This window comes from Marinovum sp. J2-8 (assembly GCF_055808435.1).
The window spans coordinates 672,444-685,349 of sequence record NZ_JBVVRZ010000001.1; the positions used below are offsets into that span (position 1 = coordinate 672,444).

The 12,906-nt window shown below is 57.1% G+C and carries 16 protein-coding genes and 1 tRNA gene; 12 read left to right on the top strand and 5 right to left on the bottom strand.

Annotated elements, in window-relative coordinates; all coding sequences use genetic code 11:
* Positions 1-412: 412 nt before the first annotated feature.
* Complete coding sequence (locus AC0L4F_RS03350) at positions 413-1,327, bottom strand: hypothetical protein (RefSeq protein ID WP_244685354.1); 915 nt, start codon at positions 1,325-1,327, stop codon at positions 413-415.
* A 376-nt stretch (positions 1,328-1,703) separates the two neighbouring features.
* The gene (locus tag AC0L4F_RS03355; protein ID WP_244685356.1) at positions 1,704-1,964 is read right to left on the bottom strand and encodes a helix-turn-helix domain-containing protein; all 261 of its coding nucleotides are present in this window, start codon (positions 1,962-1,964) and stop codon (positions 1,704-1,706) included.
* A 57-nt stretch (positions 1,965-2,021) separates the two neighbouring features.
* On the opposite strand from AC0L4F_RS03355, the gene AC0L4F_RS03360 reads away from it, so the two are divergent.
* From AC0L4F_RS03360 to AC0L4F_RS03385, 6 genes are all read left to right on the top strand, one after another.
* Positions 2,022-2,318, top strand: coding sequence for a hypothetical protein (locus tag AC0L4F_RS03360; protein WP_244685358.1), 297 nt, complete (start codon positions 2,022-2,024; stop codon positions 2,316-2,318).
* 66 nt (positions 2,319-2,384) lie between these two features.
* Positions 2,385-2,828: a hypothetical protein gene (locus AC0L4F_RS03365; RefSeq protein ID WP_244685360.1), complete on the top strand. Its 444-nt coding sequence runs from the start codon at positions 2,385-2,387 to the stop codon at positions 2,826-2,828.
* A 126-nt stretch (positions 2,829-2,954) separates the two neighbouring features.
* Positions 2,955-3,434 (top strand): hypothetical protein, encoded by a 480-nt coding sequence (locus tag AC0L4F_RS03370; protein WP_244685362.1) that lies wholly within the window; start codon positions 2,955-2,957, stop codon positions 3,432-3,434.
* Between the two features lies 1 nt (position 3,435).
* The gene (locus tag AC0L4F_RS03375) at positions 3,436-3,654 is read left to right on the top strand and encodes a hypothetical protein (protein ID WP_244685364.1); all 219 of its coding nucleotides are present in this window, start codon (positions 3,436-3,438) and stop codon (positions 3,652-3,654) included.
* Positions 3,651-4,259, top strand: coding sequence for a head maturation protease, ClpP-related (locus tag AC0L4F_RS03380; protein ID WP_244685366.1), 609 nt, complete (start codon positions 3,651-3,653; stop codon positions 4,257-4,259). The genes AC0L4F_RS03375 and AC0L4F_RS03380 overlap by 4 nt, the downstream gene beginning before the upstream one ends.
* 430 nt (positions 4,260-4,689) lie before the next feature.
* Positions 4,690-5,550: a tyrosine-type recombinase/integrase gene (locus tag AC0L4F_RS03385; RefSeq protein ID WP_244685368.1), complete on the top strand. Its 861-nt coding sequence runs from the start codon at positions 4,690-4,692 to the stop codon at positions 5,548-5,550.
* Between the two features lie 74 nt (positions 5,551-5,624).
* Here AC0L4F_RS03385 and AC0L4F_RS03390 read toward each other — a convergent pair.
* A tRNA-Cys gene (locus tag AC0L4F_RS03390) sits at positions 5,625-5,698 on the bottom strand.
* A 152-nt stretch (positions 5,699-5,850) separates the two neighbouring features.
* On the opposite strand from AC0L4F_RS03390, the gene AC0L4F_RS03395 reads away from it, so the two are divergent.
* The 3 genes from AC0L4F_RS03395 to AC0L4F_RS03405 all read left to right on the top strand — a co-directional run bounded on the left by AC0L4F_RS03395 (position 5,851) and on the right by AC0L4F_RS03405 (position 9,583).
* Positions 5,851-6,504: a protein-L-isoaspartate O-methyltransferase family protein gene (locus tag AC0L4F_RS03395; RefSeq protein ID WP_244685370.1), complete on the top strand. Its 654-nt coding sequence runs from the start codon at positions 5,851-5,853 to the stop codon at positions 6,502-6,504.
* Positions 6,505-6,616: 112 nt separating this feature from the next.
* Positions 6,617-8,050 (top strand): TolC family outer membrane protein, encoded by a 1,434-nt coding sequence (locus tag AC0L4F_RS03400; protein ID WP_244685372.1) that lies wholly within the window; start codon positions 6,617-6,619, stop codon positions 8,048-8,050.
* A 99-nt stretch (positions 8,051-8,149) separates the two neighbouring features.
* Positions 8,150-9,583 (top strand): hypothetical protein, encoded by a 1,434-nt coding sequence (locus AC0L4F_RS03405; protein WP_244685374.1) that lies wholly within the window; start codon positions 8,150-8,152, stop codon positions 9,581-9,583.
* A 149-nt stretch (positions 9,584-9,732) separates the two neighbouring features.
* Here the strand turns inward: AC0L4F_RS03405 and AC0L4F_RS03410 are convergent, their stop codons facing one another.
* Complete coding sequence (locus AC0L4F_RS03410; protein ID WP_244685376.1) at positions 9,733-10,062, bottom strand: DUF6280 family protein; 330 nt, start codon at positions 10,060-10,062, stop codon at positions 9,733-9,735.
* A gap of 216 nt (positions 10,063-10,278) precedes the next feature.
* On the opposite strand from AC0L4F_RS03410, the gene efp reads away from it, so the two are divergent.
* Positions 10,279-10,842 carry an elongation factor P gene (efp, locus tag AC0L4F_RS03415; RefSeq protein ID WP_244685379.1) on the top strand — a complete coding sequence of 188 codons (564 nt, stop codon included), beginning with the start codon at positions 10,279-10,281 and terminating at the stop codon, positions 10,840-10,842.
* Between the two features lie 135 nt (positions 10,843-10,977).
* Entirely contained in the window at positions 10,978-11,382 is a 405-nt protein-coding gene (locus AC0L4F_RS03420) for a GNAT family N-acetyltransferase (RefSeq protein ID WP_244685381.1), read from the top strand.
* On the opposite strand, the gene ygfZ is transcribed toward AC0L4F_RS03420, so the two are convergent.
* Positions 11,366-12,127, bottom strand: coding sequence for a CAF17-like 4Fe-4S cluster assembly/insertion protein YgfZ (gene ygfZ, locus AC0L4F_RS03425; RefSeq protein WP_244685383.1), 762 nt, complete (start codon positions 12,125-12,127; stop codon positions 11,366-11,368). The genes AC0L4F_RS03420 and ygfZ overlap by 17 nt on opposite strands.
* 67 nt (positions 12,128-12,194) lie before the next feature.
* Between ygfZ and AC0L4F_RS03430 the strand changes: the two genes are divergently transcribed.
* A complete protein-coding gene (locus AC0L4F_RS03430; RefSeq protein ID WP_244685386.1) occupies positions 12,195-12,878 on the top strand; it encodes a TIGR04283 family arsenosugar biosynthesis glycosyltransferase in 684 nt (227 codons plus the stop codon).
* Positions 12,879-12,906 lie beyond the last annotated feature (28 nt).

Sequence of the window (12,906 nt, forward strand, 5' to 3'; positions counted from 1 at the left end):
CGCTTAAGCGCCTGAGAGGCCCGCACAGACGGTTTTGCAGATAAGGTTGATCGACCTGCGCCCTGAGTTTGGGCGGCAACGATTGGGATTAGTCGGATAGTGCCCTGTCAATCCATCTAAAAACCCCGACCTGGCACGGCCCGGACCTCCTTCGGGCGTGGTGCCACATTTCGCAGATAGAACATCTGCAAGGGCCGATTCCAGCCAATGGAGTCGGCTTTGTTTGTTGCAGTTCGGACATAGGGATAAGGAGCGTGTCGCGGTGTCCGCCGCACACATTGTGATGGCCTTTAAGGTCGACAATGCGCAGATAGCGACCTTTGCAAATTTACTGTATCTGGCGTCAAATTAGAGATCCTGTACTTTACACGCAACAGATTGAGAGGATATTCGAGGTGAGTGCTGTAAGGGACTACTTAGCACTAGGATAGATGATGCGCTGGATGCCCGAGCCAGAGGAAATAAATCCCCCAACTTGGACTCCCAATCGTTCGCTGACTTTCTGAAGGAATTGAGAGGGATCTACATCCTTGTATACAAGAGCATCGACACCGAGGGTGGGGCAAAAAAAGAAGCCAAATTTTCCTTCCGAGAAGTAAAGACCAGCACCAGTGTACTCGCCAGGAAGACTACGAACTGTACTAACGGAAGAAATCCCATCTTCGGCACCACCAAGTGCAAGGTTAGTCCATTCGCCAGCTGCTAACTCAATGGTTACTGGTGCAAGCCCTGCCATTGTGCTTGCCCGTAAATCATAGTCGAAGTAGGGGCGGCCATTCTTGTGGTATTCAACGCGAACCGAAAAATAGAAGTGGCCAGCCGACTCTACGCCGCCGTCTGAAATGAACTCGGCAAAAGCCCAGTCTGTTCGTTCCGCAAGATCTGAGATTGCCGCCCCTTCTGCTGAATGAAACTTTCCTTGAAATTTCTCAAACGCCTCGATGTCTCCTATCCAGCAAGAGCCTTGATCCTCTAATATCTCTTGGGCCGTAACTTTAGCCAAAGTTCCAGCTCCCCGTATTGAAGACACAATGAATTCCGCCCCCTGAGATCCACCGTGATCATAGTTCTTTGCGATATGTTGGGTAAGTTGAAGGATCTCGTTCCAGTGGATTCCTGCTTCGAACTTACCCTTGATGCAGGACCAAAGTTCCTTAGGCGCTTCTACGTTGCCCGCGAACGCGATAGCAAGGTCCTGTACGGGAAGCCATATTTTGAGAGTGCCTTCTTTTGGCGGAAGTCGTTCCCCATTAGGGCCAGTTAGCTTGATGTCAGAAAATACTCTAATATTCCCTGGCGAAAATTTTTTGCCAATTATAAATGTCATAGTGAACCTTAATTGTTTCATGCGCGCAGCAAGTTCCTGCTACTCTGAAGTTGAACTCAAAGAGTAGGTTCGCCACAGCTTAGCTATACGGCCACGACTTTGCAAAACCCACGTCTTACGCTCTGCCGGAGCTGGTGCGGGCTACAACATCATCTGAGACAGTGCGGCCCCGTCGAGGGTCCGCATTCGGGAAAGCGCCCAAGGAATTTCGGACCGACAGCTTCATTGGCGCCTGTCGCTATGTTGTGTCAGCTTCGGGCCGACTGGGGCCTTCTGAGTAATCATTCAGAGCGCCAATGATCCCAAAGGGGCACTGCTGCGGCTTTTCTTGAGGCCGTTCTCGATACTTCCCGATGCTCCTCGGCATTGAGGGGGGTCATTTCTCGTTGTTGGCCTTGGTTAACCTAACGCCAGCGCCGCCGCCATTCTCAGGGATGAACTCGACTCCCTCACTTTCGAGTGCATGGCAAATTGCGGTAACGGCATCAGCCGAAGGGTAGGGTTTCCCGGACCCTTCGGCTCTTTTTACTGTCATTGAAGACACTCCGGCAAGTTCCGACAGTCTCTTTTGGGAGAGACCTTTTAGTGCCCTGCCTGCCCTGATTTGTCCGGCCAGCGATTTTTTCTCTTGTTCCAAAATAGAACATTCCTTATGTTCCCATGTGGAACAATACCACAATAGGATACCCTGACAATGACGAACGAACGCGTTTGCGCGAACGGGATAGCTATGCCCAAAAAGCCGCATTCCGAACTGAACCCCTATCACAAGGCGATATTCCTTCACGAAATGATTCAGGCGGCGGTCACGATTGTTGAAACGCTTCCAAGTGACAAGATCGTCAAAACCGGCCTGTCTGCGCTTCTTGATGTGATCGGAGAGCGGGCAAATGCGCTCCAATTCGATCTTGATGCCGCCGCATTCTGCGAATGCTGGCCAGCGGTTTCTGCGGCGCTGGGCCGGGACGCAGCGCTTGGGTTTCGGGAGTGATTAGGTGCTGCAACTTAAGGTGATGATGTGCCGAACGGTGCATTTCAATGACAGGAGTTCACGACTGTGACGGATGAACGTTTTTTTGCGACCCCCTCAACGCCCGCCGCGCAGCCGGTGCGCAACTTGGAAAACAACGATGTGGAAGGCTATGCATTGTGTTCCGAGCATATTTTCCATGAGCATGTTCAAAAAACTCAGTCCCTGCGAGACCGTCACGCGGCCTATCTGGACGGTCTGCCGACTGATCCAAAAGCTGCTGTTGCGGCGGCAAATAAGCTGCTTCGCTTCGGCCTTCGGGAATATCCTGACGGGATTGAAGAGGCCCTGCATTTGTCCTGGGCGCTTAGTGCAATGGTTCAATCATGCGGCACAGATGAAGAAGGGCCGCAGCGGTCCGCCACGATCTATGTCGCGGAGCGGGTGGCTCTTGCGATGATCCGTGCCACCCAACAGTTGGACCGGATTTCGGACATTTTGGGCAATCCGGGACGGGTCGAGCGACAGTAAGGCAAACCTTGGATGAAGATTCCGGTTTGCAAATTTCATCGACCCGCCTGTTGTCTTGACGACTCTCCAAGAACATGTATCTTAAAACGTATATTCGAACACATGTTAATCCAAGGGAGACCCCATATGGACTTCGCAGATTTGCGTTTCACAGTTTCAGAAGTCGCAGCGCTTACTGAAACTAATCTCAACACGGTTCAGGGCTGGCGGCGCAAAGGCTTTTTTGACTTGGGTGATGGGGAAGGTTGGCACCGCTTCACTATGACAGAGCTATTCTCAATTGCCGTTTTCGCAGAAGTTTCCGGTTGGACCGGCAATCAAGACGTTGCCTCTTCCTCTTGCTCTTTGGCCGACCAGATGTTGACTGAAATCATCGAAGACGGTGCTGCGCCCTACTTTGTCGGCGCTGGCCGCAATGGCACCGTTTCGGCGATGGAAGTTACTTATGGCATTGATGATGTGGGCCGCGTCTTGAGCGGCTTGTTGGTAACTGGTGTGGATGCCGGAGCCTATATTGTGGTGGATTACAGCGCGATCTTTCAGCGCCTGTTCGAGCGCCTTCATAAGGCCGGATATACCGTCAACAAAAATGGCGAAGATAACTGACATGGCACACCTTCATACCTTTGATCTTGGCCACCCCTTTGAATTCATCCAGCTTGTCGAGTTGCATCGCCGGGAAGACTGCGAAGATGGGATTTTGGAGATTTCCGGCCTGTACGCAATAGCGCCTGACGAACCTGGCGGTTTGGTGACGGTCAAAGAAATTCGGCAGATCCAAGACAGAAATCTTCAATTTACAAATCGTTTCGAGGTGGTGGAATGACGCCGGCGTTGCATATTCATGGCCCAATTGGCGAAGGTGAGAATACGCCCGCTGCAATTGGTGCGTTCCTCTCGGAAAATTCCGCTGTGTCGGTGACTGTGGCGATCAATTCTTTTGGTGGTATCGCATCCGATGGCGCGGCGATTATGGCGCTCTTTGAGCAACATGGACGGGTCCAGGCGGAAGTGATCGGTGTGGCCGCTTCTGCGGCCTCCTTGATGGTTATGGGTGCTGCTGAAATCACAATGCACACGGCGGCGCATATGATGATCCATGAGCCGTCAAATCTTGCCTGGGGAACCGCAGAGGATCTGCGCCGCGAAGCGGATATGCTGGAAAAACTGTGCGAAACCTATGGCGCCGCCTATTCCCGTGCGACCGGCCACCCGGTAGAGAGAATCCGCGCTTGGATGGCGGCGGAAACTTGGCTGACTGCCGACGAAGCCCTTACACTGAACTTCTGCAACTCGATCTTCGGGGCTGATGAAGCAACGCCGGAGCCGGTCGCGCAATTCGATTACACCCGTTTCAAATCGCCGCCCGTCGAATTGGCGCAACTTGCGGTTCGAAAGGGATGGGCCGGAAACGTCGCCGAATACTCCTAAGATAACCCAAAGCCGCGGACCGATGTGATTCGTTTGGTTGGCTTTCCCCAAGAGGTTTTTACACTTGCCACGCCCATCTGTTCCTTTGCCAAAAGACGTGATTGCCATCGTGAAAGGGTTGAAAAACGAGGGCATTTCCTCCGGGCTTATACGCTGCGCAGATGGAACCGAAATAAAATGGGGTACTACTGAAAAGGCAGATGCGCCCGTAACTGAATTGGAAAAGTGGAAGGCCAAGCGCAATGCAACTTCCTAAGGGTGTGCATAGGGTCCGGCGGAAGCTAGCCAATGGAAAGAGCCGGTTTCACTTCTATGCATGGCGCGGGCGCGGCGCTCCGAAGTTTTGGGAGGACAACAAGAGAATCCCACGGAGCCGGATTTTTTCGTAGCATACGCGGAATGTGTCGAACGTCCGAAACCGGCAATGCTTATGGTGTCTGCACTTGTGGATGAATTTTTGTCCAGTGCGTCAATGCCCAAAGGTGAACGGTCCAAGGCGGATCTGCGCAAGTGGGCTTTGCGCTTTGCCAAGCATTTTGACACGGCACCCGCTGTGATCTTCGAGGAACGCGGTTCCCGTGGCGAGGTCAATGCATGGCGAGCGAAGTGGAAGCACTCGCCTAAGCAACACGACATGGCCGGAACGCACGCGGTTCGCGTTCTGAATTGGGCGGTGGAAGAAGGTAAGCTATCAGAGCACCATTGTCACAAGTTGCGGCAACTCTATGAAGTCGACCGCTCCGAGATCGTTTGGACGCCAGCGGATCGTGATGCAATCGACGCCAAGGCACCGGAGTGGGTGCGGCGTATTCTCTGTGTCGCCTGCGAGACTGGTTTGCGCCCTGGCGATCTTATCAAGCTGACAACTGGTGCAGTGGAGCAAACCCCGAAGGGGCGGCGGTTGCGTGTGAGGACGAACAAACGCGGACGTGTCGCCCATATCCCGATCACTCCGAAACTTGCCACGACTATTGATGCTACGCCCCGCGACCGACTGTTGATCCTTACCAACGCCAGTGGGCGGCCATTGACCGAACATCGCGCTTCTGAGGGTCTGCGCCAGTGGCGTGACAAAGCGGGACTAAGTCGCGATCTGCGGTTGCAAGATTGCCGAGGTACGGCGGCAACCCGACTATTGAACGTAGGTTTGAGCCTGTCGGAAATTGCCAACCACATGGGCTGGTCAATCCGTCACGCCGCTAATGTGATCGAACATTATGCCCGCGTATCGCCGAACGAAACTGACGCAGTTTTGGTCAAGTTGGCACAAGCAAAAGGGGGTGGACAGTGAACAAAACTGTAAACGCCCCTGTAAACCGCGCAGTGCGCGCAATCTATGAGGTGAGTTAAGTGATTGATTTTAAATGGAGGCGAGTAGGAGAATCGAACTCCTGTACACGGATTTGCAATCCGCTGCGTCACCACTCCGCCAACTCGCCGCCGATATGGTGTTCTGCCGGATAACGGATCTCTTGCCGACCTGCAAGCCCCTGCACACATGCAGATGCAGGAAATCGTGATAGCGGTCATTGCCGCAGGCAAAGCTTTGTGGCAAGACAGGGTGAACGTTCCTGAACTGACGAGTTTAGATATGCCTGATTATGCCCTGCGCCGGACCTTTATGGTCGACACCCAGGTTCGTCCTTCGGATGTGACCAAATTCCCGATCATTGACGCCATGTTGTCCGTCCCGCGCGAGGTTTATGTGCCGCGCGAAAAACGCGAAGCGGCCTATGTCGGCGAGAATATCGAATTTGCCCCCGGTCGCGTGATCCTGGAACCGCGCACATTGGCGAAAATGCTGGACGGTCTGGCAATTTCTGGTGGCGAGCTGGTTTTGGATATTGGCGCGGGCTATGGCTATTCTGCTGCGGTCATCGCCCGGATGGCCGAGGCCGTGATCGCCGTCGAAGATGACGGTGACCGGGTTGCAGAGGCCCAGGGCGCGCTGACCGAACAGGGTGCGGATGGCGTCATCATGCATGAAGCGCCGTTGAACGAGGGCGCGCCGGAGCATGGGCCCTATGACGTGATTGTCATCGAAGGTGGCATCGCCGATGTCCCGCCCGCAATTGCCGACCAGTTGAAAGAGGGCGGGCGCATTGCCGCGCTGTTCATGGATGGCGCATTGGGCACCGTGCGGATCGGATACAAGCAGCACGGGGTCATCACCTGGCGGTTTTCCTTCAATGCCTCGGCGCCTGTTTTGCCGGGTTATGAAAAAACGACGGAATTCGCGCTTTAACGCGTTGAACATTTGGTACGTGTTACCCAGATGGGTGAAGTCCATAGCTGCATGTTCCAAAGGAATTGATCCGGCAAACATGTCATTTGCGTCCGGGTAGGAGACCCTATTGATGATCGGCAAGACAATGAAACTTTCGGCAAAGCGTTTGATGCTGGCGTTTACAGTGGCTGCGGTCCCGGTTTTCGCCCCTTTGGCGGCCACAGCCGAAACCTTGGCGGATGCTCTTGCCGGGGCTTACGATCATTCAGGTCTGTTGCAACAAAACCGGGCGCTGCTGCGCGCCGCCGACGAAGATGTGGCGGTCTCGGTCGCACAGCTTCGCCCGATCCTTGGGTGGGCGGCATCCTTCTCGCGTGATTTTGGGTATTCCAACGCGTTCAGCACATCCGCCGGCACATTCGTCGGGTCAGGATCGCAAAGCGATACCGCGAGTTTTGCAATCACCGCTGAATTGTTGCTGTATGATTTTGGCGCATCGCGTTTGCGGATTGATGCGGCCAAGGAAACCGTGCTTGCCACCCGCGAGGGGCTGATCGCGATTGAGCAATCGGTGTTGCTGCGGGCGGCCACGGCATTTGTGAACGTGCATCGTGCGGCGGAAACCGTCGCCCTGCGTCAGAACAACCTGCGGCTGGTGCAACAGGAATTGCGCGCCGCGCGCGACCGTTTCGAAGTGGGCGAAGTAACCCGCACGGATGTCTCTTTGGCCGAAGCGCGCCTGGCGTCGAGCCGCGCCAATCTGGCGGCCTCCGAAGGTGAGTTGCAGCAGGCGGCGGAAGAATACAATGCCGCGGTTGGCCACAAGCCTGGCAATCTGGTCCCGGTGACACGGCTGCCGCAGCTGGAATCCAATGTGGATACGGCCAAAGCCATCGCACAGCGCACCCATCCCGATATGAAACAGGCGCAGCACCAGGTTGCGACCGCAGATCTGAACGTGCGCCGGGCCGAAGCTGCGATGAAACCCACGGTGAAGCTGACCGGTCGGTTGGCCAAAGCCGGTGATTTCGATTCCGAGGCGTATAGCAACTCTGGTTCGGTATCGTTGGATTTCTCGGGCCCGATCTATCGCGGTGGCGAATTGTCCGCATTGGCGCGTCAGGCTGCGGCGCGCTCTGATGCGGCGCGATCAAATCTGCATGTCGTGCAACATGCGGTGGCTTTGCGGGTTGGCAATGCCATGGCCGGGTATCGCGTAGCAAATGCCTCGATCGAGGCGACGCAGCGCCAGATTGCTGCGGCGCGGGTGGCGTTTCGCGGTGTGCGCGAAGAGGCCAGCCTGGGCCAGCGGACCACGCTGGATGTTCTGACCGCGGAACAGGAATTGCTGGATGCGGAAACGGCCTATACCTCGGCGGTGGCGGACAGGGCGATTGCCGCCTATCAGGTTTTGTCGTCAATGGGATTGATGACCGCCAAACATCTGGCGCTGAATGTGCAGCAATATGATCCGGCTGAATATTACCGTTTGATTAAGAATGCCCCGGCAAAAAGCCTTCAGGGCGATAAATTGGACCGTGTTCTGCGCCGTATTGGTGACTGATACCTACGTAATTGCCACAAGTCGCGCACAATTGTTGCTATCTGTTGTGTGGGTGTGTCGGGCGGGTTATCCTTTGCCCGAGGCAAAGTGGTGAACAAAATGTCAGATCCTGTTAAATCCTCTGAAATTGAGGATGTGCTGTCGTCTATTCGCAGACTGGTGTCCGAAGAGGCACGTAGCGAAATGCAAGCGCGGCGTAAATCCCCGCCTGCGAAAGCGCCAGCCCCGGTTGCGCCGCCAATGGCGCAAACTCCTTCGGCGAAACCGGCGCCAACCGTCGTTCCAGCAACCAGACCCGTTCCGGCGTCTGGTGTCGTGCAACCCCCGAAAGTCGCGCCAGAGACATCCGATGTTGCGGCAAAGGCCAATAGCCAGCCAGAGCCGGATGCTTTGGTCCTGACCCCGGCGCTGCGTGTGCATCAGGGTGGGGCGGACACGCAAACGCCCAGTGATTTCGCCGTGCCAGAGGCCGCTGTGTCTGCGGCGGATCTGGAGGCAGAGGATGATGCCCCCAATGCGGGGGGGCAGGGCCCGGAAGTCGCGCAAACGGAAGCAGCAGAAGCCGCTGTTGACGTCGAGGCCGGTGATGATTTGCAAGAGGCCGTTTTGGACGTGGTTGCCGAGGCGATCGCCGCGTCGGCCGTCGATGCCGAACTTTCCGAAGATCCCGCGCCGATGCCCGGAAACGACGACGTCGCAGAGCCAGCCATGGATGCCGCACCGGTGCCAGATGCGGTGGGCGAAGTTGCGGAAGACGAGGCCGAGGTTGCGGCGGACCCAATCGAGGATCTGCACGAACCCCCAAGCGAGCCTTTGACCCTGGATGCCAAATTGATCGCGCTTGAGGCTTTGATCGCGACCTCCAAAGCGACCAGTGCAGCCAAGCCGGAGGCCGCTGCGCCTTCCACTGAACGGCCAATCGCGGAAATAACACCGGAACCCATCTCGGACGTAGCGCCAATGGCGGCGCCAGAACCAAAGGCGACGCCAGAGGTCGCCCCAGAACCCAAGGCGACGCCAGAGCCAAAAGCCGAGCAAGAGATCGCACCAAAGGCCCAAGAGCCTGTCACGCCAGAGGCCACTGCGACGGTTGTTTCGCTGCCGGAAGACACGGCAGAAGAAGAGCCGACCATCACCTGGGAAGATCACCTGCCCGAAGGTTCAGACCCGCAGGCCGATCCCGAACCAGAGGATCTCGCGTCGCGTGACGAAGCCGATCCCGTGGATGTGGTTGCCGATGCGGTTGTGGATATCGAATCGCACCTGCGGCCGATTGACCCCGCACCCATGCCAGAGGCTGCATCCCTTGCCGCCGCAGAACAGGCCCCGACGCCTTCGCCCGAACGCACCGAAGAGGCAAATGCCGACGCCGGTGATCTGCAAACAATTGACGAAGACACCCTGCGTACCATGGTGGCCGAAATTGTAAGAAGCGAGCTTCAGGGCGCTCTGGGGGAACGGATCACCCGCAACGTGCGCCGTCTCGTCCGGCGCGAGATCCATCGCGCCCTTGCCAATCAGGATCTCGACTAAGTCAAATCGGCCCGCATAACCGATGGGGGTAGGGGAGGCCGCGCAACCTTTGCGCGGCATTTTCCCGGACTTTTATCTGAACACACAAAAAACGCGCCCTGCAGAGGGCGCGTTTTTTTTAAGGTCGTTTAGGTGCACTCAAGTCGTAATCAGGCGGCTTCAGCCTGTTCTGCGGCAGCAGCGGCATTACGGCGTTCACTCTCTTCGCGCGAAAGCGCAACCGAGGTGCGAACACCCTTGCCCACGAAATCCATCAATCCGGACACAACCCGTTCATTCGGGTCGATCCCGGCGCAGGACAACACTTCGCGACCATCGCGCGACCGTGCCCAGCGGGCGATTTGTTCGGGGCCATTGCCATACTTCTTGTCGTCGGCGATAGCATCGTCGAGTGCAGCCAAAACCACCGCAGCAAACAGCTTGCGGGCACGGCTGCCCTGTTCGCTGTTAAAGGCTGTACCATCAACGAAATCTTTCATGAATTGTCCTTTGTTCTTGCTCTTGCGTTTTCGGCGTGAAGGCCCTTATGGCGCTTTTTTTCTGATTCGGATACCCTGCAAATGCATACCACTTATGCGTATATTGCATGGCTTTTCGCAGGTGCAAAACGAGATATGGTAAGCTTGCACCGCGCCGCAACCCGATATATAGGGTCGCAAAGTTCGACATCAACCTTCTGACAAGGTTTTGCCCCAATGCCCAAGATCAACGGTAATGAAATTCGTCCTGGAAATGTGCTTGAGCACAATGGTGGTCTTTGGGCCGCGGTCAAGGTCGATCATGTCAAACCCGGCAAGGGCGGGGCATTCGCGCAGGTTGAAATGAAAAACCTGCGCAACGGTTCCAAACTGAATGAACGGTTCCGCTCGGCGGACAAGGTCGAACGGGTGCGTCTGGAACAAAAAGACATGCAGTTCCTGTACGAAAATGACGGCATGTTGGTGTTCATGGACATCGAAACCTATGACCAGGTGGAATTGCCTTCGGACATTCTGGGCGAGCGGCGTCCTTTCCTTCAGGATGGCATGACCATCGTCGTGGAATTCCACGACACCGAGGCGCTGAATGCGACCCTGCCGCAGAAGGTCACCTGCAAGATCGTCGAGACAGAGCCGGTCGTCAAAGGTCAGACCGCCGCCAATAGCTTCAAGCCTGCCGTTCTCGACAACGGTGTTCGTGTTTCGGTGCCGCCGTTTGTCGGTCAGGACGAGATGATCGTCGTGAACACCGAAACCATGGAGTATTCCGAGCGCGCCTGACCCGGGGCTCGCGCGCATATCCCCCGACTTCCGGGGGCGCAAATATCATGAACCAAGGCCTCCGGCACTTAGCCAAGGAGGCCTTTTTGATGATTAACCCCTGCACAGTTTCCGATCTGCCAGGCATTGGCGGCCATGTTGCATGGCCTGCATGCGGCGCAATTGCATGTGCTGCCACAGCCAAACGGTGGCGCCGCCGATGATCTCGGCAAATCGCTGCATCTCGCGATGATACGCGGCACCCGGATATTGGCCTACCGAACCGAAGACGTGCCGCGCGGCATCCTGCTGTGGCACGTCGCGGACCGGCCCAGCGCGCCCAGGGCGCCGCAGCAGGCCGTGCTCGACCATATCTATGTCGCGCCGGGTTGGCGCCGTCGCGGCATCAAGCGCCGCCTTGTTCGACGGTTCGAGGCAGAGCTTGCCGCTGCGGGATGCGTGGGCTGGCTTACCGCAACAGAAGTGGCAGCGCGTCAGGGCAGCATGGCGGGGCCGCTGGCGGCCCCAACGTGGAACATCGGGATCAGCTCAAGAGCCTGACAGGCACACCATCGGCCTGCATCTCGCCCTTGGCGCGATCGAAACGCAAATAGGCCAGGGCCCGCAGGGCACCCTCGGTCCCGGCTTGTGTGCCCAAGACCCCAACGGCTTTGCCATCGGCGGTGATTTCGGTGCCAACCGGGGCCCGCCCGTCAATCGCCACCTGGGCCAATCCCTTGCGCAGTTCGGTTTTGTGTTTCATGCGCGCCGTCACTTCCTGACCGACGTAACACCCCTTGCGGAAATCCACACCCGACAGCCGTTCAAACCCCATTTCCAACAGATAGGAATCGGTCCCCAATTCTGCCCCCCATCGCGGCACCAGGGCGGCAACATGCAGTGCGTCCCAATCGGTGTCGTCGTCGGCCAGCGCTTCGGCGGCAATCAACCGCCAGCCCAGCCGGGCATCGCGCGGATCTGCCAATGCGCCGTCTGGGGTCTGGCCAGTGCCCCGGGATACCTGCAAATCCGTCATTTCGATGACCACGTCGGCCCGCAGCTTGTACATGCCCAACCGCGCCAGCAATCCCGGCGCCAATTCGGCCTCGCAATCCATCAGGACATCATCGCCATCCGCCTGCAAAAAGAACTCTGCCAGCAATTTGCCCTGCGGCGTCAGGATCGCGGCATAGACCAGCCCCTGTGCCAACCCGGCGATGTCATTGCTGACCAGGCCCTGCAAAAAGTCACGGACATCGCCGCCGGACAGGCGCAGCACCTTGCGGGTCTCTGCATAATTGGTCATTTCGCATTTCCTTTTATCGCCTTGCTTTCATATAGACCCGACAGGGACAACCAAAAGAGGGCAAATCATGCGCGCACCGATTTCGGTCATCATTCCGACATTGAATGCCGGGGCGGATCTGCCCGCCTGTCTGATGACCCTGGGCGAAGGTTTGAAAGAAGGGGTGATCCGCGAATTGATCATCAGCGACGGGGGCTCTACCGACACCACGCTGGAAACCGCCGCCGCCGCCGGGGCCGATGTCGTGACCGGCCCGCCATCGCGCGGCGCGCAGCTGCGCCGTGGGGCGGATGCGGCACAGGGGGATTGGCTGCTGTTCCTGCATGCCGACAGCCAATTGTCCCAGGGCTGGACCGGGCCCGTGCTGGATCATCTCGCGCGCGACACCGCCGCCTGTTTCTGCCTCGCCTTCCGAAGCCGCCACCCAATGGCGCGCCTCACCGCAGCCTGGGCCAACCTGCGCAGCCGCATGTTCAATCTGCCCTACGGCGATCAGGGGCTGCTTATTCCACGGGCGCTGTACGAAGGCATCGGTGGCTACCCTGACCAACCGCTGATGGAGGATGTGGCCATCGCGCGGGCCCTTGGCACCCTCCGGGTCTTGCCGGTGACGACAACAACCTCTGCCGAAAAATACATCCGCGATGGATGGCTCCGCCGGGGCCTGCGAAATATCACCACGCTGTTGCGCTATCTGTCGGGGACATCACCGGAAACGCTGGCCAAATCCTATCAACGCCCCCGGTCCTGACCTTCTTCTGTTTGGAAATATCCCGGGG